At 67.8% G+C, this 22,544-nt stretch carries 19 protein-coding genes and 7 pseudogenes; 10 read left to right on the forward strand and 16 right to left on the reverse strand.

The features are described from left to right. Positions 1–114 precede the first annotated feature (114 nt). Positions 115–650 (reverse strand): annotated as a pseudogene (locus AB0K02_RS32430) (IS110 family transposase); the annotation flags it as partial. Here AB0K02_RS32430 and AB0K02_RS32435 point away from each other — a divergent pair. Both AB0K02_RS32435 and AB0K02_RS32440 read left to right on the forward strand, forming a co-directional pair. Beyond that, positions 600–1,243: pseudogene (locus tag AB0K02_RS32435) on the forward strand (signal peptidase II). The pseudogenes AB0K02_RS32430 and AB0K02_RS32435 overlap by 51 nt on opposite strands. A gap of 882 nt (positions 1,244–2,125) precedes the next feature. Continuing rightward, positions 2,126–3,133 carry a glycoside hydrolase family 16 protein gene (locus AB0K02_RS32440; protein ID WP_365996191.1) on the forward strand — a complete coding sequence of 336 codons (1,008 nt, stop codon included), beginning with the start codon at positions 2,126–2,128 and terminating at the stop codon, positions 3,131–3,133. A 184-nt stretch (positions 3,134–3,317) separates the two neighbouring features. Here AB0K02_RS32440 and AB0K02_RS32445 read toward each other — a convergent pair whose 3' ends face one another. The 4 genes from AB0K02_RS32445 to AB0K02_RS32460 form a co-directional block, all read right to left on the reverse strand. Further along, positions 3,318–4,259 carry a hypothetical protein gene (locus tag AB0K02_RS32445; protein WP_365996192.1) on the reverse strand — a complete coding sequence of 314 codons (942 nt, stop codon included), beginning with the start codon at positions 4,257–4,259 and terminating at the stop codon, positions 3,318–3,320. Positions 4,260–4,637: 378 nt separating this feature from the next. Continuing rightward, positions 4,638–4,829: a YbdD/YjiX family protein gene (locus AB0K02_RS32450; RefSeq protein ID WP_365996193.1), complete on the reverse strand. Its 192-nt coding sequence runs from the start codon at positions 4,827–4,829 to the stop codon at positions 4,638–4,640. Then, on the reverse strand, positions 4,826–6,982 hold the full coding sequence (locus AB0K02_RS32455) for a carbon starvation CstA family protein (RefSeq protein ID WP_365996194.1): 2,157 nt from the start codon (positions 6,980–6,982) through the stop codon (positions 4,826–4,828). Before AB0K02_RS32455 ends, AB0K02_RS32450 begins: the two co-directional genes overlap by 4 nt. Positions 6,983–7,176: 194 nt before the next feature. Continuing rightward, positions 7,177–7,659 (reverse strand): hypothetical protein, encoded by a 483-nt coding sequence (locus AB0K02_RS32460; protein WP_365996195.1) that lies wholly within the window; start codon positions 7,657–7,659, stop codon positions 7,177–7,179. A gap of 878 nt (positions 7,660–8,537) precedes the next feature. On the opposite strand from AB0K02_RS32460, the gene AB0K02_RS32465 reads away from it, so the two are divergent. Continuing rightward, on the forward strand, positions 8,538–8,762 hold the full coding sequence (locus AB0K02_RS32465; RefSeq protein WP_365996196.1) for a helix-turn-helix domain-containing protein: 225 nt from the start codon (positions 8,538–8,540) through the stop codon (positions 8,760–8,762). Between the two features lie 88 nt (positions 8,763–8,850). Beyond that, positions 8,851–9,450 (forward strand): hypothetical protein, encoded by a 600-nt coding sequence (locus AB0K02_RS32470; protein WP_365996197.1) that lies wholly within the window; start codon positions 8,851–8,853, stop codon positions 9,448–9,450. Here the strand turns inward: AB0K02_RS32470 and AB0K02_RS32475 are convergent. The 3 genes from AB0K02_RS32475 to AB0K02_RS32485 are packed head-to-tail and all read right to left on the reverse strand — an operon-like array spanning position 9,428 to position 11,751. After that, on the reverse strand, positions 9,428–9,964 hold the full coding sequence (locus AB0K02_RS32475; protein WP_365996198.1) for a transposase: 537 nt from the start codon (positions 9,962–9,964) through the stop codon (positions 9,428–9,430). The two genes, AB0K02_RS32470 and AB0K02_RS32475, sit on opposite strands and share 23 nt — an antisense overlap. Further along, positions 9,961–10,500, reverse strand: a complete 540-nt coding sequence (locus AB0K02_RS32480) for a winged helix-turn-helix domain-containing protein (RefSeq protein ID WP_365996199.1) — start codon at positions 10,498–10,500, stop codon at positions 9,961–9,963. The genes AB0K02_RS32475 and AB0K02_RS32480 overlap by 4 nt, the downstream gene beginning before the upstream one ends. Positions 10,501–10,557: 57 nt before the next feature. After that, the gene (locus AB0K02_RS32485) at positions 10,558–11,751 is read right to left on the reverse strand and encodes a hypothetical protein (RefSeq protein ID WP_365996200.1); all 1,194 of its coding nucleotides are present in this window, start codon (positions 11,749–11,751) and stop codon (positions 10,558–10,560) included. 403 nt (positions 11,752–12,154) lie between these two features. Here AB0K02_RS32485 and AB0K02_RS32490 point away from each other — a divergent pair, with 403 nt between their 5' ends. Continuing rightward, positions 12,155–12,370: a leucine zipper domain-containing protein gene (locus AB0K02_RS32490; protein ID WP_365996201.1), complete on the forward strand. Its 216-nt coding sequence runs from the start codon at positions 12,155–12,157 to the stop codon at positions 12,368–12,370. Here AB0K02_RS32490 and AB0K02_RS32495 read toward each other — a convergent pair. The 6 genes and pseudogenes from AB0K02_RS32495 to AB0K02_RS32520 all read right to left on the reverse strand — a co-directional run. After that, positions 12,354–12,669, reverse strand: a pseudogene (locus tag AB0K02_RS32495) (transposase family protein); the annotation flags it as partial. The gene AB0K02_RS32490 and the pseudogene AB0K02_RS32495 sit on opposite strands and share 17 nt — an antisense overlap. A gap of 341 nt (positions 12,670–13,010) precedes the next feature. Further along, entirely contained in the window at positions 13,011–14,234 is a 1,224-nt protein-coding gene (locus AB0K02_RS32500) for an alpha/beta hydrolase (RefSeq protein ID WP_365996202.1), read from the reverse strand. Positions 14,235–14,373: 139 nt separating this feature from the next. Next, complete coding sequence (locus AB0K02_RS32505; RefSeq protein ID WP_365996203.1) at positions 14,374–15,048, reverse strand: response regulator transcription factor; 675 nt, start codon at positions 15,046–15,048, stop codon at positions 14,374–14,376. Further along, complete coding sequence (locus tag AB0K02_RS32510) at positions 15,045–16,178, reverse strand: sensor histidine kinase (RefSeq protein ID WP_365996204.1); 1,134 nt, start codon at positions 16,176–16,178, stop codon at positions 15,045–15,047. The genes AB0K02_RS32505 and AB0K02_RS32510 overlap by 4 nt, the downstream gene beginning before the upstream one ends. Positions 16,179–16,467: 289 nt before the next feature. Next, positions 16,468–16,566: pseudogene (locus tag AB0K02_RS32515) on the reverse strand (XRE family transcriptional regulator); the annotation flags it as partial. Between the two features lie 287 nt (positions 16,567–16,853). After that, a complete protein-coding gene (locus tag AB0K02_RS32520) occupies positions 16,854–17,666 on the reverse strand; it encodes a glycoside hydrolase family 16 protein (RefSeq protein ID WP_365996205.1) in 813 nt (270 codons plus the stop codon). Positions 17,667–18,348: 682 nt separating this feature from the next. Here AB0K02_RS32520 and AB0K02_RS32525 point away from each other — a divergent pair. The 4 genes and pseudogenes from AB0K02_RS32525 (at position 18,349) to AB0K02_RS32540 (ending at position 20,488) form a co-directional block, all read left to right on the forward strand. Continuing rightward, positions 18,349–19,143 carry a helix-turn-helix domain-containing protein gene (locus AB0K02_RS32525; protein WP_365996206.1) on the forward strand — a complete coding sequence of 265 codons (795 nt, stop codon included), beginning with the start codon at positions 18,349–18,351 and terminating at the stop codon, positions 19,141–19,143. Between the two features lies 1 nt (position 19,144). Then, a pseudogene (locus AB0K02_RS32530) lies at positions 19,145–19,264 on the forward strand (IS701 family transposase); the annotation flags it as partial. A gap of 465 nt (positions 19,265–19,729) precedes the next feature. After that, the gene (locus AB0K02_RS32535; protein ID WP_365996207.1) at positions 19,730–19,954 is read left to right on the forward strand and encodes a hypothetical protein; all 225 of its coding nucleotides are present in this window, start codon (positions 19,730–19,732) and stop codon (positions 19,952–19,954) included. Positions 19,955–20,077: 123 nt separating this feature from the next. Further along, positions 20,078–20,488, forward strand: a complete 411-nt coding sequence (locus AB0K02_RS32540) for a helix-turn-helix transcriptional regulator (protein WP_365996214.1) — start codon at positions 20,078–20,080, stop codon at positions 20,486–20,488. On the opposite strand, the gene AB0K02_RS32545 is transcribed toward AB0K02_RS32540, so the two are convergent. Next, entirely contained in the window at positions 20,461–21,282 is an 822-nt protein-coding gene (locus AB0K02_RS32545; protein WP_365996208.1) for an AraC family transcriptional regulator, read from the reverse strand. The genes AB0K02_RS32540 and AB0K02_RS32545 overlap by 28 nt on opposite strands. Positions 21,283–21,334: 52 nt before the next feature. Between AB0K02_RS32545 and AB0K02_RS32550 the strand changes: the two are divergent. After that, positions 21,335–21,814 (forward strand): annotated as a pseudogene (locus tag AB0K02_RS32550) (DUF2000 domain-containing protein). 117 nt (positions 21,815–21,931) lie between these two features. Here AB0K02_RS32550 and AB0K02_RS32555 read toward each other — a convergent pair. Beyond that, positions 21,932–22,018, reverse strand: a pseudogene (locus tag AB0K02_RS32555) (IS5/IS1182 family transposase); the annotation flags it as partial. Between the last annotated feature and the right edge of the window lie 526 nt (positions 22,019–22,544).

Below are 22,544 nucleotides of genomic sequence, written 5' to 3' on the forward strand. Positions count from 1 at the left end.
AGGCAGCAGAGTGCCGAATCCCGAACCTCAGCACCTCAGGAACCCTGCACGTTCATCCGTACGCGGCCATGCACGTTCACGTGTACGCCGACACCCGGGCTTCCGGGTGGGCGCCAGGCCCACGTTCTTGACCTGGAAGGCGGCCAGGGCGGCCGGGGAGAACTCCCGCAGCAGGGACCGGAGCTGGTTGGCCAGCTGCTGGCGGTTCCAGACAGCGTCTTGCTGGGCCCGGGCCAGGACAGCGATCGCCTGGATGAGCTCGGAGTCGCGGGCAGCGGACGGTGGTGGTCCGCGTCCGTGCGCAGGACGTTTGCCAGGGCGAGGGCGTCCGCGTGGTCCGACTTGGTCCGTGTCACCGTCCGTCGCTCACGATAACGAGCGACCGCCATGGGGTTGATGGCATAGACGGGACGGCCGGTGGCTCGCAGGCAGGCCACCAGCAGGCCCCGGGAGGTCTCGATCGCGACGGGGATCGGATCCCCGGGCTCGTCCCCGGCCTCGGCGAGAAGTTGCTGCAGGGTCTCCAGCCCGGCGAGGTCGTCGCTGATCCGTTGTTTGGCGACGAGGTCGCCCCGCTCGTTGACCAGGGCGACGTCGTGGTGGTCCTCCGCCCAGTCGATGCCGCAGACTTGATCGTCTTCGGCGGGTATCCGCGGTCAGAGCAAGCGGTCGTCCCGGTGACGGCTGAGGGCACGGCCGAACCGTTCCGAGATCGCGGGCATGAGGCTTTCTCCTTCCGCAGGCCGATCCAGGCCGAACACATAGCCGGGGAAGTCCAGTTCCTTCTTCACGGCCCAGATCGCTTCGTGCTCCTGGGGCGGAAGAACCCGCGCCAGGTCCCCCACGGCCTCGAAATAGTAGGCCGCGTACTCACGCTCGAGGTGACCCGCAACTCGGGTGCGGCTTTCGGCACGGGCCAGACATTCACCGCTGTGTTCACTGCGATTGCGGTCGCGGTTATCGTGGTCATCGTGCGTGCCGCGCGCAAGCTTCACAGCCTCCCGTGGGCTGTCGCACTGGGCCTGTTGCTTGGGAGCGCGCTCGGTAATCTCACTGACCGGATCTTCCAGGCGCCGGGGGTCTTCCGCGGCCACGTCGTCGACTTCATCTCCGTTGAGTACTTCGCAGTGTTCAACTTTGCGATTCAGCCATTGTCTGCGGCGATGCCCTGGTGGTCCTCCTCTCCTTCCTGGGCTCTGGCCTGGACGGCGCGGCGGATCCAGGGAGCAAGGGCCGGCCGTAGAGTCTGCCGTTGGAACACCGGATGCTGCTCGTGGCGGCGTACCTGCGTGCGACCTGACCTGCTGAAGCCAGCGCTGCTTGTGCGTCGAAGTCCGCGGCTGACCACAATCATCAACCATCTCGGTCCCATGCTCGCACGTCGGCCTTGCAAGCGATTCTGCCAGGACGCCCTTGTTCATCGCGGACGGAACCCTTGTAGCCACCCCGCACCATGCGGTGGCCGTGAGTCGAAGAACCATCGGTACTGCGCGTCATCGATGCCCCCTCGTCGTGGTCGGCCGACCCGGTCCTGTTAACCGCGCGGAGTGCGAGGCGTGAGAGGAATCCGGCGCCAAGGCCGCCGTCGGCAATGCCATGACGATTGCCGAGGCTCGGTCCGTCACGACAAACAGCCGGATGGGAGAAACACCACGCCTCGGGCGTCAGCTTGGATCGACCGGACGCCGCGTCCTTCTGCGCCGGCCCGCACTGATCAATCTCACCGCTTACAGGGCAGGGGTCGTATGAGCTCGTACCAACCGAGTGTGACCTCTCAACTCCTGTCAAGCGCTGGGTGACCGGGGACTACGCAGGCGCCAGCCTGATCGAGGAACTGCACGGCCATGGTCCCCACAGATCAAGCTCGAACCATGTTTGCCACCCACATGGCAGGTCGACTCTCCATCATTATCGTTCGTACTCCACCCAACTGAGTTCATCTGGAGGTGAGATGAATCGGCACGCAAGTATGCTGTTAGCCTTTCTCCTTCTCGCTGCATCGCTTTCCTGGCTGCCGTCAGCCAGTGCTGCTGATGCGTCCCGAGTGCTGTTGCTGGGGAACCCGGAGTTGTCCGTCCGGGGAGGACAGGACCTGACCCTGGCGATGCGATTCGACGCCGCGCCAATGGATGACGACTACGAAGTCTTCGTCCACTTCGTCGATGCCGACGGGGAGCACCAATCAGCCCTGAACGCGGACCACTCGCCGCCTCAGCCAACCTCCGCGTGGAGCGGCGCGGTCAGCTACGACCACACCATCTCCGTTCCCCCGGGCACCCCGGCGGGACAGTACTCCGTACGCGTGGGCCTCTACCAAAACCACTCACCGTGGGACCGGGTACCCCTCGCACAAGGAGAAGGTGTGACCGTCGACGACCAACTTCGCTACACCGTCGGCAGGTTCACTGTGTCGACAGACTCAAGCTGCGAGGACTCTGGCCCCGCGGGACAGGACCCCGGAAACTTCAGTCCGACCTTCTCCGAAGAATTCAACAGCGGGCTCGACACCAGCGTCTGGAACGATCACATCTGGTATGAGAGCTCAAACCCGACAACCAACTATAAGGTTGAGGGCGGGGCGCTCAAGATCTGGCCTCAGCGCGACGCTTCCGGGAGATTCTTCAACCGCACCATAGACACCGACGGAAAGTACTACCAGCGGTACGGGTTCTTCGAGATGGAGGCCAAACTTCCGATCGGAAAGGGAGCATGGCCTGCGTTCTGGCTGTTCAACCACATCGACGACCGTCGACCTGAGATCGATGTCATGGAAGCGTACCCGGGTGGCGGCCCGGACAGTGGATGGAGCGACAGCAACCTGCACCCCACGGCATTCGCCGCGACCGTCTGGCCGCACGGCGCCTCCAACGACGCGGCCGGGCACCGTACCCTTCAGACCGCTGACCTGTCGCAAGGCTTCCACAAGTATGGGGTCAAGTGGGAGCCGAACAAGCTGACCTTCTACTTCGACGGCCAGGAGTTCTACTCTCTCGACGTCGCCATGTCAGATCCGATGTACATCATCCTGGATCTCTGGTTCGGAAGCGCGAGTGGCGATCCTGACGACTCGACCCCGACCGGAGAAAGCAACGCCTTTGAGGTGAACTACGTCAGGGCATGGCAGTTCCGGTAGGCGCAGTACTCCACCTTCACCCACGCCGCGGCCCGGGCCGGAACCGTCTCCGTCGCCTTCGTCGTCGACACCTCCACCGGCTTACGGCGACGCCTACGACAATGCCGTGATGGAGTCCACGATCGGCCTGTTCAAGAGCCACGTCGTACCGGACAGGGGGATCCTGCCGCCCTGTGTCGCGCGCTCAGCCGCATACCCGGTCCCGCCAGTAGAGGAATGTGCCGACGGGATCGGGGACAAGGTCCCAGGGCTGACTGGTCATGTGGCGGCCGATGCGACGGAAGACGAGGGCGGCCTGATCCCTGCGGTGGGTGCGGGTCAGGGCGAAGGCGAGCAGATTGAGGTCGGCGAGCGCCTCGGCGTGCGGCGGGGCGCCGGCGTGGAACCACTTGGCCAGGGCGGTGTCGATCTCCGCGGCGGCCTGCGGCTCATTCCAGTGAGCGGCGACTCGCACGACGCTCGTAGAGCGCAGGCCTTCCCGGTGTGCGACGAGTTCGGCGCGGGCAGCGAGTGGCAGCAGGGCGATGGGCGAGCCGTGGGGGGCCCGAGCCGCGCTGTGACGGGCGAAGTCGAGCATCTCGGCCAGCGTTCCGTGCCCGCGCGGGGAGAGATGGCGCAGCAGCCGGTGGTAGGCGGTCCGGTTCCACGGGTCGCGGTTGACGGCCTCGGTCCACAGGGGGACGAGCGCATGGGACGGGGCTCTGCAGGCGTACATCAGGTCCAGCAGAGCCAGCCAGGGTGTGGGGTCCTCCGGCGTGGCCTCCGCCGCCCGCATGCAGTCGTTGTACGCCTCCGAGGACTCCGCCCGGATCGCCCCGTCCGCCCGCGCCACCCGTGCGTACGCCCGCACAACGAGGGCATCGGGGTCCTTCGGGCGGTCCGCAATCCACCGGGTGGTGACCAACGGCGGCAGGGCGGGGGCCAGTACGGAGACCCGGTGCACTCGCCGGTCCCAGTCCCGGCCGGTCGCGCGCAACAGCTTCGCGACGGGCTCCCACGGCGGGCGGCTCGCACCGGCCCCGAGGCCGTGTAGCTGCTTGGCGGGGCGCAGCTCCGTCAGCGTCCGGCGCAGCTCACGGTCGTCGAGCTCGGGGCCCGTGATCACGGGTCTTCGGCGTTGCGGCATCTGGTCGCTTCCAGTAGAGGCACGGCTGACGAGTGGGCGGCTCGTGCGCGGCTGAGAAGCGGAGCGGGCGTCGGCAGTCAGGGCCAGGACGGTGGCGCCCGCCCCGCGGTTCGGGGGCGATGTCCGGGCGGGATGGTGGTCCCGGCCGGCTCTGGGGCTGCGGTTCGGTCTTGGGGTTTGTCCCGACCTTCGCGGGTTCGGTGAGTTGTGTTCGGCCGTGACGTCGGTGGCAGCCGGATGATGGGGCGGGTCGCGAGCAGTGTGTCGGCGGCCAGGGGTGCAGCGGTGCAGCCAGGGCCCCGTCGGCAGGGGCGGGGCTCCGGTCTCCCCCGGACGAAGATCCGGGGGAGACCGGAGCCTTGCGGGGCGGGAGACGCCTCAGCAGCAGCGGCTGGGGGTGTCCTGCTCGCGGTGTTCTGTGCGTATCCGCTCGTACTCGCGGCGGGTGGGCAGTGGCGCATGGGGATGGTGGCGGCGGTGGCGTTCGCAGTAGCGGTCGTACTCGGCCTCGCCGGTCAGTTCCCGCGCGTACCAGAGCGCGGCGCCCAGTGCCTTCCGGACGGTTCTCATGAGCCCGCCCCCACCAGGGACTCGCTGCTGCGCTGCTCCGGCACGTCGATACGGGATGCGACGTACGGCGCCTCGGTCGTCGGTAGCGGCTCGGTGGAGCGGACGGCGCGGACGCACACCACGGCGCAGTTGACCAGGACCGTGAGGACCAGCAGCAGGAAGACGGCCATGATCACACCGTCGACGGTGTTGTTGAGCACGATGGTGTGCATGTCGTCCATGTTCTTGGCGCCCGGCAGCAGTCGGCCGTCCTCGATGGCCTGCGCGTACTTCTCCCGCAGGGCGAAGAAGCCGATCGCCGGGTTGTCGGAGAAGATCTTCTGCCAGCCGGCGGTGAAGGTGACGGCCACGTCCCAGGCCAGCGGGATGCCGGTGACCCAGGCCCAGCGCAGTTTGCCGTGCTTGATCAACAGCGTCGTGGTGACGGCCAGGGCGACCGCGGCCAGCAGCTGGTTGGCGATGCCGAAGAGCGGGAACAACTGCTTGATGCCGCCGAGCGGGTCGGTGACGCCGGCGTAGAGGAAGTAGCCCCACGCGCCCACGACGATGGCGCTGGTGATCCAGATGCCCGGCTTCCAGGTGACCCGGCCGATCGGCTTCCAGACGTTGCCCAGCATGTCCTGGAGCATGAACCGGCCGACCCGGGTGCCGGCGTCCACCGTGGTGAGGATGAACAGCGCCTCGAACATGATCGCGAAGTGGTACCAGAACGCCTTCATCCCCGCCCCGCCGAACACGCCGGCGAAGATCTCCGCCATGCCCACGGCCAGGGTGGGCGCGCCACCGGTCCGCCCGACCAGCGTCTCCTCCTCGACGGCCTTGGCCGCCGCGGCGAGTTGGTCCGGGGTGATGGTGAAGCCCAGGTTCTTCACCGCCTCGGAGGCGCTCTCCACGGTCGGGCCGAGCAGCGCGGCCGGGGAGTTCATCGCGTAGAAGAGACCCGGCTCCAGCACGCAGGCGGCGATCAAGGCCATGACGGCGACGAAGGACTCCGTGAGCATGGAGCCGTAGCCGATCACCCGGACCTGGGACTCCTTCTGGATCAGCTTCGGCGTGGTGCCGGAGGAGATCAGGGCGTGGAAGCCGGACAGGGCACCGCAGGCGATGGTGATGAAGAGGAACGGGAACATCGACCCGGCGAACACCGGACCGGCTCCTGTGGAGGCGAACTCGGTCACCGGCTCGGCCTTGAGCACGGGGGCGGCGATCACCACGCCGACGGCCATCAGGGCGATGGTGCCGACCTTCATGAAGGTCGACAGGTAATCGCGGGGGGCCAGCAGCATCCACACCGGGAGCACGGAGGCGACGAAACCGTAACCGACCAGGCAGAAGACCAGGGTCTCCGGGCTCCAGATGAAGTAGCCGGCCAGCGAGGAGTCCGCGACCCAGCCGCCGCCGAGGATGGCGAGCAGCAGCAGCACCACACCGATGACACTGGTCTCCACGACCCGGCCGGGCCGCAGGTAGCGCAGGTAGAAGCCCATGAAGAGGGCGATGGGGATGGTCATGGTGACCGAGAAGGTGCCCCAGGCGGACTCCGCCAGCGCGTTGACGACGACCATGGCCAGGACCGCGAGCAGAATGATCATGATGGCGAAAACGCCGATCAGCGCGGCGGCACCGCCGACCTTGCCGATTTCGTCCCGGGCCATCTGTCCCAGGCTCTTGCCGTCCCGGCGCATGGACAGGAACAGGACGATCATGTCCTGCACCGCGCCCGCCAAGATCACGCCCACGATGATCCAGACGGTGCTCGGCAGATACCCCATCTGCGCGGCCAGGACCGGGCCCACCAGAGGGCCGGCACCCGCGATGGCCGCAAAGTGGTGGCCGAACAGCACCCGCTTGTCGGTGGGGTGGTAGTCGACCCCGTCCTCCAGCCGCTCCGCCGGAGTGGCACGCGTGTCATCGACCTCCAGAACCCGGCGGGCGATGAACCGCGAATAGAAGCGGTACGCGATCGCATACGAGCCCAGGGCTGCCACCACCAGCCAGACGGCCGAGATCTCCTCGCCCCTGGACAGGGCCAGCACGCCCCACCCGATCGCCCCGGCCACGGCGATAGTGCTCCAGAGCAGGATGTTGCGCGGGGTCAAGCGGTTGGCCCGATTCTGTGACCGGGGGGCTTCGGGCAGGGCGGATTTTGACATGGCGGCTCCTCACCTCTGGTGTGTTCGGTGATGACGTGCTGTGTTGCTGATCAGGGCCCGGGACGGCGATGCCCCACGCCAGCTGGTCCCAGTAGAAGAACGGCACTCCTGCCAGCCTCGGGCGTGCACCGCCGTACCGGCGAGGAGCAGCACGGCTGCCGTGACGCGCCGCAGCCGGTGTGGGACGAGCGGTGTCATGCCGTGTACTCCTGTCGCGCCATCGCTGGGTTCTCCAAAGAGTTGCCGAACCACGGCGACCGGTTGACAGCGAATATCCAGAATGTTTCCCGCAGATTTGTGTCATCCAAATCGACCATCCGCGCAACCGGCTTGATCCGCTTTGGCGGACATCCGATGATCAACTGAAGGAAGCGGTCTGTGATGATGGAGGTGTCTGATGCCTCATCACAACGAACCGCTTCCGGATGCCATCCTCGCTGATTACCGCTGTGTCCCGCCACGTCGACCACGAGGCGGGCACCATCCCTCATGACCCCGACCGCCTGCTGGACCTTGCCGACGTCCTCGACGCACTGCCCGATCCGCGCCGTCGGCAGGGCCGCCGTTACCGGTTCGGCCCGGTCCTCGCTCTGTGCCCGATCGCCGTGCTCGCCGGCACCACTACCCTCGCCGCCATCGCACGGCATGGCGCCTACCTGCCCGGCGAGGTCCGTCACCGCCTGGGGCTGCGGGCCGCGCACCGCAAGCGACCACGTTCGGCCGACTCCTGGCACGTCTGGACGGCGCTGCGGTTGACGCGGCGGTGGGTGCGTGGCTTGCAGGACACTGCACCCGCCCCAACCGGGCGAAGGACTGTGCGCGATCGCCTCGACGGGAAGAGCCTGCGCGGATCGCGCACCGCGGCGACGAGGGCGGTGCACTTGCTGGAGGCCGTCACCCACGGCGAACGTGCGACGCTGAACCAGCGGCAGGTCGCCGGGAAGAAGGGCGAGATCAGCGAGTTCAAGCCCCTTCTCGCTCCGCTCGACCTGGACGGCCGCACCGTCGCGTTCGATGCACACCCAGCACGCGCACGTGCAGTTTCTGGTCGAGGAGAAGAAGGCCGACTACATCGCGATCGTGAAGGCCAAACACTCCCAAGCTGCAGGGCTTCCTCAAGTCGCTGATCCCCCTCGGCAACGCCACCCGCGAGAGGGGGCACGGCCGTGACGAGATCCGCCGCCTCAAAGCCGTCCAGGTTCCACGCCGGCTGCGGCTCCCGCACGCCGCCCAGGCGATCAAGGTCACCCGCCGTCGGCGCGACCTGAACAGCGGGAAGAGCCAGTTGAGCCCGTCTGTGCCGTCACCAGCCACGACGCGTTCTCCGCGACCGACGCCCAGCTCTCCCGAGCCGTGCGCGAGCACTGGCACGTCAAGGCACCTCACCACGTCCGGGACATCACCCTCGCCGAGGACGCCTCCGGGATCCGCACGGGGAACACGACCCGCGCGATGGCCGCTTTCCGTAACCTCGCGATCGCCCTCGCCCGCGTACCGGCTGGGCCAACACCGCCCACGCCACCGACTACTACTGATCTTTTCGTTAGTTCGGTGGGTGTGGTGGTCTCGCAGCGGCGCCCAGGCGTTGCGCCGACGCACGGCTACCGGTCGCCCGCCCAAGCTGGACGATGCCCAGGTCGAAAGGGTGAGGGCCGAGTTGGAGCGAGGCGCCCAAGCGCTTGGGTTCGAGGCCGACCTGTGGACCCTGGACCGAGTCGGCTTGGTCGTCGAACGCGTCACGGGCGTGTCGCTGTCGAGGGCCTCGGTTTGGCGACTTTGACCGGCCGACTCGGATGGAGCCTGCAGCGGCCCGAACGACGAGCGGTCGAGCGGAACGAGTCCGAGTTCGCCCGCTGGATCACCCACGAGTGGCCGCGCGTCAAAAGGGGGCGGTGAAAACACGTGCCTGGATCGTGTTCCTCGACGAATCAGGCGTCTCCTTGCTTCCGCAGGTCCGCCGCACCTACTCACTCCCGGGCCGCTCACCTCTCCTGCGGCACCGGTTGAACTGGAAGCGCGCCTCGATGGCGGCGGCACCGGGCTACCACTCCACCGACCCCGATCGAGGTCCCCGTCTCTGTTTCCATCTCAGACCCGGCAGCTACGACACCACTGCCCTCATCGAGGTCCTGGAACAGATCAAGGTCTTCTACCGCGGCGAGAGGGTGATCCTCGTGGTGGGACGACCTGTCCGCCCACTGGAGCCGGGAGATGCGCGCCTGGGTCGCCGAACAGGACTGGCTCACCCTCGAGCGATTACCCGCCTACGCACCCGAGCTGAACCCGTGGAACTGCTGTGGTCGTCACTCAAGAAGCGCGAACTCGCCAACCTCGCCGGCGACCACCTCGCCGGCGTCGCCGATGCCACCGAACAAGGCATCCACCGCATCAACCACAATCCAACACTGCCATGGTCCTTCCACCCACATCGGCCTACTGAGGTTTTCAGCGTGGGGTCGGCGGGTTGATGGTCAGGCCTGTGGCGGTGAGGCAGCCGTCGATCAGGTGGGGTCGGAGCTGGATCCGGCGTAACTCGCGGCGGAGTTTGCGGTCGAGGTCGTCGGGTGTGCCGAAAGCGGTGTTGGCCATCGCTCCGCGCACCAGCGACCAGACGGCCTCGACGGGATTCAGATCAGGTGCATAGGGCGGGAGGCGGACGGTGGTGAGCCAGTCGTGCTCGGCCTCGTACCGCTTCAGCCCGGCCGCCAGGTGGGTGTTGAGATTGTCCCAGACCACCACGATCGGGCCGCCGAGCTGGATATGCGCGCGGACCAGGAGGTCGCGGTAGTCCTGCCAGGAGAAGCTCTTGCGTGCACCCTTGAGCAGGAGATGGGCACCGGGCCGGTGGATGAGACGACTCTTCTCACCGGGTTTGTGGCAGCACAGCGCGGCGACCGAAGTCCGGCGGCGGGACCTGCCACGCACGCGAATCACGGGAGTGTGTCCGCGCCGGCCCCAGGTGCGGGCGCGGGGCGGCGTCATCGAGAATCCGGCTTCGTCCTCGAAGAGGATCCAGGCTCCGCATGCCGCCGCGAGCCTTTTACCCCGGGCCACACCTCCCTCTTCCACAGCTCCACCGCGTGCTCGTCCCGCTCCAAGGCTCTGCGAGCGGGTGCCTGCCAGGACCAGCCGTGCCGGTTCAACAGCCGCCACACCGTCGCCACCGACAGACTCACCCTCAGACGCCGGCGGATCACCGCCTGGACCCGGGCCACAGTCCAGCGTTCATCCTCGAAGCCATGCGCCGACGGGCCCTTGCCGAGTTCCTCCTCGAGCACGGCGAACTGGGCATCGGTGACAGTCGGGTAGTTGGCCGGGCCCGCGGAGCGCAGGGCCTCCATGCCGCCCTCGCGCCAGGCACGACGCCAGCGTTCCACCGACCGCACACTCACCCGCAGATCCTTCGCGATCACCGCGGTCTTCTCACCCGCCGCGAACCGCTCGCCGGCCTGGAGCCGGATCCCCTCACGAAACGCCCGACGCTCAGCGGTCAGGCCCCCACCCTCCGGATATCTCACCTCACCGGCATACCGCAGGGATCATGAACCGTCACCACCCGACGACAACCCGAATCCTCAGTAGACACTCCCTTTCTTGGAGACGAAGTGCAGGTGGAAGCTGGTGTCCATCGGGCCCGTCTGGTTCCGGCAGACGACGGAGAGATGGCCCGGCCGGTCCGGGTCGGGCACCCACGCACGGCAGAGGGCGGTGGAGCCGTTGGCCGTGGCGACAAGGCTCGCGTAGCCGATGTCGGGCTCCTGGTTGGCGATGTCGACGGTGTACTGGCCGGTGGCATGGCGCTGTACGGCGACGGCCCCGGTCGTGACCGGTCCAGGGTCGTGGGCAGCACTGCCGGGCAGCACCACACGAGAGTTGGTGGAGATCCAGGGCGCGGTGAGGTACGCCTCGCCGACGCCGGACGCTCCCGCCAGGTTGACGCCACGGGTGTATCCGACATGGATCCGGGTGCCGCCCGGAGCCATGCCTCCGGTGACCGCGTCCCGGCAGGTCACCGAGATCTGCCGTACCGGACCCGCGTCCCCGGGGATCAGCGCCCGCCCCGTCATTCCGCACACCACGTCGGGGATCCGGCCGGTAGCGGCCTCGGCGATGGGGGCGAGGGCCGTGACGGCGAACGACTCGGGTGCCGTGCCCGGCAGATAGGGCAGGTCGACGATGTATTGGCCCGGCGACGGGTGAGTGTAGGCGACACGCGCGGCACTGCCCGTGTTCTGCGGTTCAGCCACCCGCCAGTCGGAGGACACGGCACCGGGCGCAGTCGCTGCGGTCACCAGCGCCCCGTGCGCCGCGCCGCGAGCGTTGTACGCGATGGTGAAGCGGCGGTCGGCTGGACGCCCTGCACTGTCGAAGCAGGCCACGTCGATCTGCAGACCCGGATGACGGCTGGGGGTGATGCCGTCGAAGGGCATGCAGTTGCCGTCGGTCATTGCCCGCACATGAAGTCCGGCTGTCGGTGCGGTGCCAAGGTCGGGTCCTGAGAAGAAGACGGAGTACCGCCCCGTGGCGTCGTGGCGCACATGCGCCGGCATGTCGAGGGGGACGCTGCTGTGGAAGGCCGGCGATGACAGGTCTGTGTACGTGCCCGCGGGCTCGTTGCCCGCCACGACGGCGAAGACCGACACACGCGGAGGGGCCGGCGATCCCGCCGCAGCGGCCGGAGCAGGGAGGGACACGAGCGCGCTCGCCGCGACGCTCGCGGCGACGGCGAGGTGAGCCGGCGAGCGCCGGAGCCTGCTGAAGAAGTGCATCGGTGGATGAATCCTTGTCTGGTCTGTCGAAGGTGGTGGGGCCTGTCGTGACGGCCGGCCCGGTGCCGCGCACCCGGCGAATCACGAAGTCCTCGCCATGGAAGCGACAAGCACGGCCTGTGAGAATCCGAAGCCGCGTGTCTAACCATCGCTGTCCGCGGAGGTCACGGCGACGGCCCGGCCCCGGCCCACCCGGACAGGCACACGCCTCGGACCTGCGGCCACGCGACTCCGCGCGATGCGCCTGGACGCCTGAGTTTCCCCGATCCGCATGTGGACCAGTCAGAGTAACGACTGCTCAATTCCGTATGCGGTCCGGACCGGCCGGACGATGCTGTGGCGCAGCTGGCAGCAAGGCCGGCACGGCCAAGGGTCCTCTAGAACTGACGGATGCTAATGACAGGTGGGTCTCTCATATCTCGGAGACCTGCATGACCGAACGCGAGCTTTCAAGGCATGCCAAGCACCGGCCGCCGGTGCTGCGCCATGTGGAAGAGGTGAGCGGCAGTGTTGCCGCCACCTGCCGCTCTACGGCATCAGCCGTCAGTGCCGTTACATCTGGCTGCGGCGTTACGAGGCCGAGGGCTTGACGGGCTGGAGGACCGCTCGACCGCGTTGACGGGCCGGGACGCCGGCTCGATCGCCAGGAGCGGCCTGCCGCAGCCGCTGGATCACCCGGCACACCGTCGCCGGCGAGCAGCCGAACAGCGGCGCGAGCTGCCGCATGGTGAGGTTCGTCCGGCAGTAGACGGCCACCACAAGCACCCGGTCGGCCAGCGGCAGGCACCACGGCCGAACCACCACCGGGCCCGATCCGCCCCGCTTCCGAACGACCTTCAGCGGCCGCTCGAACTGCCGCATCCGCAACCCTGTGAACGTCTCCACCCGCAACGGCTCAGCCTTCAACACCCCGCCTATACAGGCAAAATGACCATCCCGCAGCCTTCTGCAACACGCTTTGGGCACCCGCGCACGGCTCGAATTCTGTAGTCGGTCCTGTTCCCGCATGGCTACGGCGAACGGACATGTGGCGATGGGTGACGTTCGGGTCCGGGGCCGACGCGCGGCTGCCGTACGCCGGCCCCGGGAACTCTGTGCGGCGCTCGGTCCGGGCATGCGGACCGGAGGCCGCTCGTACCGATTCGGTGCTGACGCCCGTGATGTCAGTGATGGCAGATGGCCCGGTCACGGGGGCCGGGCCGTCCGCCATCACTCGGCGAGTACTGCTGGGATCCCATCAAGGGCCGGTCGGCGCGGAGTTATCGTGTGAGGAAGTCGAGGAGGATCTGTCGGCTGGTCTGGGAGGTAAGGCTGCCGTAGGCGTCGTCGAAGGCGTGTTCGGCGAACGGCAGTTTCTTGACCGTCGTGTCGACGCCGTTGGCGCGTAGGGCGTCGGCGAGGTCGTCGATCGTGGTGGGGGAGGCGCTGCGGTCGCGGTCGCCGACAACGAGGAGGGTGGGCTGGAGCCCTGCGGTGACATGAGTGGTGGGCGAGACTGCGTGGTAGCGGTCCGGGTGCTGTTCGGGCGTGCCGCCGGTGAACAGTTCGGCGGCCTGTCGCGTGCCGGCGACGTCGCGTTGCCACATGTCGGTGACGTCGGTGCCGGGGTAGAACCCGACGACGGAGTGCGGGGGCTTGGGGGTCCGGCCGTCGGTGGCCTTGATGGTGCCGTTCTTCAGGCGCCAGGCGGTGTCCAGGGCGAGGGTTCCGCCGGCGGACATGCCGCCCAGGGAGATTCGGTTGGGGTCGATGCCGTAGTGGCCGGCGCGGTCCTCGGTCCAGCGAAGTGCGGTGACGAGGTCCTGGGGGGCTTTGTTCCAGGTGGGCCGGTCGGAGCGGGCGAGGCGGTAGTCGATGGCGATCGCGACGATGCCGTGGTCGGCCAGCCACCGGGCGGTGCCGCGCAGGTCGCTCTTGTTGAAGGTGTGGAAGCCACCGGCGTGCGCGAGCACGATCGCCGGGACCCTGCCCGAGCGGGTCTGTGCGGCTTCGGGAAGGTAGAGGTCGGCCTTCAGCTTCTCCCCGTCGCGCTTGGCGTAGGTGGGGGAGTCGTCGGGGACGGCACCCGGGTAGGCGAGCTGCGTGATGACCTCGCCGAAAGAGACTCGGGTGTGCTCCTTGCCGGCGGTGGCGTACTGGACCGCGCCGATAGCCAGGGCGAAAGCGGCCGACACAGCGGTGAGCGCGGTCAGCGTCCGACCCCAGCGGACAAGACCGCTACGCCATGCCAGCACACCGAGGCCGAGCCCGACGAGAGCGAGCAGCGCGATGTGGAACGGGTACTGGCCTCCCAGGACCGGCCCGATGACGCCGACTTTCGGGATCGCTGGTATCCAGGCGCCCAGCACGATCGCTCCGGCGAGGAAGGCGATCAGCGAGGCGATCAGCGCCAGGACGACGGGGAGGATCCAACGTACGGGCCCGGGGCGTGCTTGACGGCGGGCCGACCGGGCGGCCGGGACAGAGGGCTGGGGCGTGGACATGTTGGCGCTCCGTGAGGTGGGATCACCGGCGGCCGGATCAGGCCTTGCCGGACATGGCACCAGCGTCCCGGCCGGACCTCCTGGCCGGCGTCCCCCCACCGAGCCAAACCGCCGCCTGGCTCCCCAGGGGTACGCGCGATCACCGCGGTTTGGAGCCGGGCACCACCAGCCCGCTTTCGTAGGCGAGGATGGCTGCCTGAGTGCGGTCCCGAAGCTGCATCTTGCTCAAGATGCGGCCGATGTGGGTCTTGACCGTCTCCTCGGCGACCACGAGTTTCCGCGCGATCTCCGCGTTGGACAGGCCGAATGCGACCTGAACCAGGACCTCGTTCTCCCGCGGCGTGAGACTTTCGATCCGCGCCCCGGGCGTGGGCCGGGGACCGGATGTGGCGCGGGCGAACTCGTTGATCAGCCGCATGGTCATGTCTGGGGCGAGCAGGGCGTCACCGCGCGCGACGATCCGCACCGCCCCCGCGAGCTGATCACCGGAGGCGTCCTTGAGCAGGAAACCCGCGGCGCCGGCACGCAGCGCCTCGTACACGTACTCGTCCAGGTTGAACGTGGTCAGGATCAAGATCCTGGTAGCCGCCTCGGGGCGTGTGGTGATGCGGCGGGTGGCCTCGATGCCGTCCAGGTTCGGCATCCGGATGTCCATGACGACCACGTCCGGCCCGAGCTTCTCGGTGAGTGCGACGGCCTGCTCGCCGTCCTCGGCACACGCGACGACCTCGAGGTCTGACTGGGCACCGAGCATGACCGAGAACGCGTCACGGACCATGGCCTGGTCGTCGGCGATCAGCACGCGGATTGTCACGGAGGCGACTCCTTGCTGGTGGGTGGGGCGGGGACAGGGAGCACAGCATGGACCTCCCAGCCGCCGTCGGGCGCGGGGCCGACGGCAAGCTCGCCGCCCAGCATCGTGGCACGCTCGCGCATGCCGGTCAGGCCGTGCCCTGCGCCGGGTGACGGTCCGGACGCCACAGGCACGGGAGTGTTGGTGACGCTCAGCGTCAGCGTGTCGTGACCGTACCCGATCCGCACGACGACCTCGGCGCCGGACGCGTGCCGCAGGGAATTGCTCAGTGCCTCCTGAACGATCCGGTACGCGGACAACTCCACCCCCGGTGGCAGGGCCCGCGCCGTCCCCCGGACCTGCAAGGTGACGGTCAGCCCCGCGGCGCGGACCGAGTCCAGAAGGTCGTCGAGTCGAACCAGGGAGGGCTGCGGTGCGGTGCCGGCCGCGCCATCGCCGGTAACCTCAAAGCGCAGCACGCCCAACAGGCGGCGCAGCTCCGTCAGAGCCTCCAGCGCGCTCGCGCGGATCGACGCGAACTCGTTGACGAGTTCCGCGGGCGGATCCGGCACACGGTAGCGGGCAGCGTCGGCCTGAACGGAGATCAGGGACATGTGATGGGCGACCACATCGTGCAGCTCACGGGCGATTCGGGCTCGTTCCTCCAGCACGGTCCGCGCGGCCCGCTCGTGGGCGGTCGCAACGAACTGCTCAGCCAGCCGGGCACGATCCTCACGCCGTCCCCGCCTGATCGACCCCAAGACCGGCCCCACAACGAGCAACACGGTGCCAAAGGCGGTCACGGGCCAGTCCCCGACCGCCGTCCCGGACAGCTTCAGAACCAGCATGAGCAGGGCGGTGACAGCGGTCGCCACAGCCGCCGGGAAAGGACGCACCCGCAGCGACAGCAGAAACAGCACCACGGCCTGCACCGCCCACACCCACAGCCAGTTGTCGTGGGTGGGCGGATGCCCCACCACGACAACGACCGTCATGGCCATCGCGAGCCACCACGCCGGCGCCGGCCACCGCAACGCCACCACCACGGTGACGGCGTGCACCGCAGCCAGCACCTGTGCGGTGAGATCCGCGCCGGTCCCGCCCAACGCCGCAGCGAGCAGAAACACCGAGACCTGCGGCAGCCGGCTCAAGCGGCGGGGCCAGGACAGCGGCGGCAACGGCCGGGCCCTCGCAGTCAGCAGATCCGCCCGAAACCCCGACCTGTACGGCACGAATCCGCTAACACTCTCCTTTATTAGGACATTTTTGGGCACAGCAGGCATCCTCCGATGTCGGCGCGTGGCAATGCCCCACGACGGTAGACAGCGAACCTTCTGGGCACATCCCCCCACGGAGCTCACGGTCGCATGGCTCCCCGGAGCCACATGCGCCGCTGGACGCGGGGCTGCCGGTCCTTGCGTACTTCGGCGGCGAGTTGTCGGCGAGGTCGCGGCGGGGGCGTTTGAACTGGCCCTGCAGGTAGCGCTCCACGGTCCCCTGTGAGACACCCAACCGCTCAGCGACGCGCCAGGTCGATCCTGCTCCGCCTTGACAAGGAATCGCACGTGGACTTGGTGCTGGTGGCCGGTTGAAATTCCCCGGCCACAACGCTACCTGGCGTGAACGCCCCACCCGGGAAGGATGGGGCGGCAGATCGCCAAGCACTCTAGCTAGGAGTCCGCTTGGGCGTGGGTGACTCGCCGTCATCGCCATCCCCAACGGCGGCCGTACTGGTCCGGCAGGCTGCCCCAGCCCCAGTACGGCACCGGCCGGGAAGGGGTCTCTCCGAGCTCATCCAGCGCAACATCCTGTGCCGCCGCGGTGTGTCATCCCGGGGCAGGGGCCGCCCGGTAGCCGCGGAAATAATCCACAGTGAATCGCTTGGGATAAGAGCTGGCGACCTGTCGGCCTTCAGGAAACTCGTAAATGCTGAGCATGAATTGCATAGGATAACTGGGAGACTGGTTCGAAACCTTTACCAGCTTGTCGTCGACGAAGAAGGCGACGTGGTCCGGAGTCCATTCCACGGCATATGTATGATACTCGCGTGCATCGATGGCGAGGTGCTCCGCGGCCCACTCTTCGTGAATGGTTGGATCGCTCCATGGGTGGAGTCCCATGCCAACGGCTGTCGTGTCCGGAGTCAATTCACGGCCGAAGATCTCAAAGATGCATATCTCCGCGGAATGCTCCGGCACATCCTCATAACCGATCATCCAAAGAGCTACCATGCAGTGCGGGTCAGCGGTCGCCTTCGCCCGCATCTCGAAGAACCCGTACTGAGGGGTGTAGAGCTTGAGGGGGTCCTGCGCCTCGCGCACGCGGAGGGACGGCTTGAAATGCATTTGTCCGATTGGACTCCCGATGGGGCCCGCGAACAAACCGGTCTGCAAGGAAGAAACCCTGATGTCACCGTCGAACTCAGGACACCATGGCTTCTGTTCTTCTTCGATGAGCAGATTCAAAGCGCCCTGCTCAATATGATACCTGGCGCGCGCTGCTTCGCGAGAACTCCAGTGCGGCAAATAGTACGGCAGCCACCGGGAACTATCCAGGTCATCGCCGTGGAAGGATTCGTCGAATTCCAGAATGTAACCCTGCTTGCCGACAGGGTTGATGACAGGCTTTCCTTCTGTCATTGCACTCTCCGTATTTCCATGGGTAGTCGATAATGGCGAGTCTGCGCAGAGAATGCACCGTATTGTGTGTCAACGACCCTGCGTGATCTGACACGGGAACTGGCGCAGCGGCTCCACATGGTGTGATGCCACCGCTCGGCGCGCCGTCCAGTGGCCGTCGATCAACGGCCCTCAGGGGTGCGCTGCGCCGCATGAGCATCCCGGGACCGGCGCCGTGCCGGATCGATCCCGTCCGGTCCACCAGCCGATAGGCCAAGAGTGATCACGCCGTCGACGCAGCAATCCTTCGGTGGCGTACCTGACGGTGCATCGAATCGCGACGTGCGAGGGCTGTGTGTGCCAGTGGATCACCGGGCGTACCGCAACGCCAATCCCTGGTCGTCGCTTCTGTGTGGGAGTGGTCCATGGGTACGCAGCCTGCCGGACGGGAAGCCGTAAGAGTACTGGCAGGGCTGCCAGGGTGCGGGAAGTTTCTGCCTGATGGAGCTGTGATGTGCAACGTGGTCGCCCTGGTCGGCGGCAGAGCGGCAGCATTCGAGCTCGGTGTGGTCTGTCAGGTCTTCGGGCTGGACCGCTCCGACGATGGCCTGCCGGTCTATGACTTCGCGGTCTGCGCACCGCGTCCGGGCCTCGTGGCCACCACGTCGGGGTTTCCATCCATGTCGAGTACGGGCTCGAACGGATGGCCAATGCCGACCTGGTGACCGTGCCGGCCTGGCCGGATCTCGACCGGCCTGTGCTGCCATCGATTGCTGAGGCGCTACGCCACGCGGTCGTCCGCGGTGCCCGAGTGCTGTCCGTGTGCACGGGTGCCTTCCCGCTCGCCATGGCCGGCCTGCTCGACGGGCGGCGAGCCGCAACACACTGGCAGTTCGCCGACCAGCTTGCTGAGCAGCATCCAAGTGTCCGGGTGGAGCGTGATGTCCTCTATGCCGAGGATGGGCCCATTCTCACCAGTGCCGGGGCCGCCGCAGGGATCGACGCCTGCCTGCACATCGTGCGCCGCGAGTATGGCGCCGCGACTGCCAACGCACTGGCCCGCCGTATGGTTGTACCGGCACACCGATCTGGCGGTCAGGCGCAGTACGTCGAAATGCCGGTCCCCAAAGTCAGCACCGGCTACGAGCTTTCCGACCTGCTGGACTGGATGCAGGCACACCTCGACCGCCCTCTGACAGTGGACATGCTGGCCTCCCGGACACGAATGTCGCCACGTACCTTCGCCAGGAGACTCAAGGCAGCCACTGGCACCACGCCGCACCGCTGGCTGCTCGACCAGCGTCTGCACCGAGCAGAGCAACTCTTGGAGAGCAGCGATCTGCCGGTGGAAGCCGTAGCCACTCGGTCGGGCTTCGGCAGCGCCGACGCCCTGCGCCATTACTTCACCGCACGTCGCGGAGTGGGTCCCCTCGCGCACCGGCGCTCTTTCGAGTCCAGCCGAGAGCGTCGCCCGGGAGCGGAGCATGCAGCGCCATGAAATGGCGAAGGCGATGGTCCGCCGCGCGATCGCGGAGAAAGTCCCGTTCGGCTGGGTGCCCCCGGATGCCGCCTGCCGCTACAGCAAGGTCTGGCGGCGCGAGTGCGAGCAGGCCGACGTCTGCCAGTCATGGCCACAGGCACGACACCGTCGATTGCCGAGGTGACCAGCCTGCTCGCCCGGGCGACAGCCGACGCTGAACCGCAGTGTATGAGTACTGGCCAACGGTTCTGTTCGGTCTGCTGGTGGTTCCGTGCCCGGTGAGTCCCGAAGGCCCCGAGCCGCCCTCCCGGCGGCTCGGGCCCCGGTCCATGGGCCGTCGACGCGGTACGGGCCCTGGACCAGTGCGACCGGATGCGAAGAATCGACCTGACGGTGCTTCAGCCCACGGAGAAGCGAGGCCGTGCTCTCCTCCGTCCTCGGCGGAAGTGTCGAGCGCCGGTCGAGCCTTGAGCTGCACCGGTGCCGGGGAAGACGCCTTGGGACGCGCCTGGTGGCTGGTCGCCAAGGGCGACCTGGTGGCCGGACGTGAGGTCCTGTGCCAGGCCGCCGCCCGGGCCAGAAACGCCGATACAGCAGCTCGGAGGTGCTCCTGCTGACCGAGGCGGCACGGCTCGGCGGCGCTCGGCAGGTCTGTGAACGCCTCGCCGAGCTGGCTGCCTGCTGCGACGGGGCCTTTGCCGGCGCGCGGGCCGACCTGGTCGCCGCCATGGCCGCCCGAGACGCCGAAGCGTTGCTCGCGGTAGCCGAGCGGCTGCACGCCATCGGGGCCCACCTGTCGGCGGCCGAGGCGGCGGCCGACGCGGCCTGAATTCTTCGCGGCAGCGGCTCAGCGCGGGCGGCCACGGCGGCGGAGGCACGGGCGAGCCGGCTCACCCGGCACTGCCAGGGTGCCGTCACCCCGCTGCTGTCGCTCACCTCCGCGCCCACGCCCCTGACAAGGAGCGAATTGGAGGTCGCACTTCTCGCCGCGTCCGGGCTGTCCAGCAAGGAGATAGCCAATCGGCTGACGCTCTCCGTACGCACATTGGACAACCATCTGCGCCGGGTCTTCACCAAACGGGGCATCACCACCCGCCGAACGAGCTGCCCGACGTACTCAGACGGGAGTGAGGCCCCGGGCTCCGGACGAGACCCACGGGCCCACTCACCGGACTGTCCTGGTCCCGAGCCGAAGGGGCCGTACGCGGGGGCCGGTGTTTGTTGCCCACCGCAAGCCAGGGCCTGGCAAGCAGCCGTGTTGTCACCAAGATCCCTGCACGTGGTGGAGGATATTCAGGCCGTTGATGGGCCACTCCCGCGCAGAGCAGTGCGGCATCAAGCGCGGCGGCCCATGCTCAACTGACGCCCCCGGGTACGGGCGTACCGGCCCGGGGTGATGCCCACGACCCGCTTGAAGTGCCGGGTGAGGTGGGACTGGTCGTAGAAGCCGACGGCGGTCGCTACCTCGCCCGGCGGCCGTCCGTCGAGGAGCAGACGGCGGGCCAAGTCGACACGGCGGGATGTCACGTACTGATGGGGTGCGATGCCGAAGGCGGCGCTGAAAGCACGGACGAGATGCGTGGGGTGGGCGTGGACCAGGCGCGCGGCCTCTTCCAGGGTGATCACTTCGAGCAATCGCTCGTCGAGGAGGTCACGCAGGTTCTGGGCGACGCCGCGGTCGGGCCCCGCGCTGCCGACGGCCAGCCTGGGGCGCAGGTGCTCGCGCAGGCGCTCGCCGATGAGGGCCAGACGGCTCTCGGCCTCGAACTCGTCTCCTCGGATGGCGAGGGCTGTGTGCAGCTGTCCGACGCGTCTGCGCAGGACGGGATCGGTGAGGTCCGGGCCGTCCACCGCCGGCCCGATGAAGCTCTCGTCCAGCTGCGTCATGTCGAGGTAGAGCACGCGCTTGCGGAAGCCGTGAGGGGTGGCAGGTGAGCCGTTGTGTGGGATCTGCGGCGGGAGCAGGCTGACGGTGTCGTTCGGGGTGCCGCGCTCGTGGCGATCCAGGTCGTAGCGGACCGCGCCATCGTCGACAATCAGCAGGGTCCAGGCGTCGTGGACGTGCATGGGGTACGCGTGCTCGGTGAAGTGGGCGTGGAAGACCTCCACGACGCCCGCGACCGGCGGGCGCCAAGCAGAGATTTCCCGCGGAGCCATCACGCAAAGAACGTACAAGATGGAGAAGGCATGCTTCCTCGAGTCTCGAAGCATGAGAACCAAGGATGAGACCGAGGCCGGGTCCGGGGTCGAGACCGGTGCAGGGTATGAGAACGTGCCTGTCCGCTTCGACACGAAGATCGCCGTACTGCTACGCGACGACCTGGAGCCCTGGCAGCGGCTGAATGTAACCGCCTTCGTGGTCAGCGGGCTCGGCACGGCGTCACCCGAGGTGATCGGCGAGCCGTACGCGGACGCCGACGACACTGTGTATCTGCCGATGTTCCGCCAGCCCGTGCTGATCTTCGAGGGGACGAAGTAGACGCTCACCGCCGCGCACGGTCGGGCGCTGTCCCGCTCGCTTCCGAGGGCCGTGTTCACCTCGGACCTGTTCAGCACAGGCAACGACCGGGACAACCGGGCGGCTGTACGGGCCGTGGGCGCGGACCAGCTCGATCTGGTGGGGATGGCCGTCTACGGGCCGCGCAACGCGGTGGACAAGGTCCTCAAGGGCGCGCGGATGCACCCGTGAGCAAGGCAGCCTCACCGCAGCGACCTCGCCTACTGCATCGACTCATCGACTGCTGTCGATCTCGACCCGACGCTGGAGCTGTCGCCGCTTACGAGCGGCGGGGTTTCGCAGTCGCGGGGCGAGGCGGCGGTGGTGCATGAGCCTGCTGAAAGTCCGCTCGACGACCCAGCGCCGCGGGATGACCGTCAAGCCCTTCTGGGCTGGTCGCGTCGTACTTCCCTTCATCCCGCTGGCGCTTCGACGGGCATCCTCTACGAAAACGGAAGGCGGCATCATCTGGAGAACATCACCGTGGCCAACGCCGGAATCGGCATTCAATAGCGGCCGCGATCCGGGACTCGGAGTTCACCTACGATCCCAACGCCTTCACTGGGATCCCGCCCTGCCGTCACCTGCCCGACGCGTCGCGATCGTCGAACCCGCCGCAAGTCTCTGCGCCGACCCCGGGCATTCGCATAACCCCAGCCAACGGGTCACCCACCCCTCTCCGGCACAGGTCAGAGTCCAGGCCGGCTCTGTCCCTTGCGCCGTGATCAATGCTGAGGCGCCCGTGCACATCCTCGACACCCGCGACCACACCGTCGGCATGACCATTGCGTTCGAGATCACAAAACCCCAACTCGACGTCCACCCAGGTTTGGGGGGATCCATCGTTCCACCTGACCACGTCTTTCGACGAAGCCGTCCCGTCGACCACCACCACCCTCACATTCATCCGTACAACTGCCCG

It is taken from the genome of Streptomyces sp. NPDC049597 (genome assembly GCF_040675505.1).
Classification (GTDB): domain Bacteria; phylum Actinomycetota; class Actinomycetes; order Streptomycetales; family Streptomycetaceae; genus Streptomyces.

Excerpts from the sequence above, each read along its gene's own strand:
- AB0K02_RS32440 (WP_365996191.1), top strand. The coding sequence starts at position 2,126 with ATGGATGACGACTACGAAGTCTTCGTCCACTTCGTCGATGCCGACGGG.
- AB0K02_RS32445 (WP_365996192.1), bottom strand. The coding sequence starts at position 4,259 with ATGCCGCAACGCCGAAGACCCGTGATCACGGGCCCCGAGCTCGACGAC.
- AB0K02_RS32450 (WP_365996193.1), bottom strand. The coding sequence starts at position 4,829 with ATGAGAACCGTCCGGAAGGCACTGGGCGCCGCGCTCTGGTACGCGCGG.
- AB0K02_RS32455 (WP_365996194.1), bottom strand. The coding sequence starts at position 6,982 with ATGTCAAAATCCGCCCTGCCCGAAGCCCCCCGGTCACAGAATCGGGCC.
- AB0K02_RS32475 (WP_365996198.1), bottom strand. The coding sequence starts at position 9,964 with ATGACGCCGCCCCGCGCCCGCACCTGGGGCCGGCGCGGACACACTCCC.
- AB0K02_RS32485 (WP_365996200.1), bottom strand. The coding sequence starts at position 11,751 with ATGCACTTCTTCAGCAGGCTCCGGCGCTCGCCGGCTCACCTCGCCGTC.
- AB0K02_RS32500 (WP_365996202.1), bottom strand. The coding sequence starts at position 14,234 with ATGTCCACGCCCCAGCCCTCTGTCCCGGCCGCCCGGTCGGCCCGCCGT.
- AB0K02_RS32520 (WP_365996205.1), bottom strand. The coding sequence starts at position 17,666 with ATGACAGAAGGAAAGCCTGTCATCAACCCTGTCGGCAAGCAGGGTTAC.
- AB0K02_RS32525 (WP_365996206.1), top strand. The coding sequence starts at position 18,349 with ATGGCCAATGCCGACCTGGTGACCGTGCCGGCCTGGCCGGATCTCGAC.
- AB0K02_RS32545 (WP_365996208.1), bottom strand. The coding sequence starts at position 21,282 with ATGGCTCCGCGGGAAATCTCTGCTTGGCGCCCGCCGGTCGCGGGCGTC.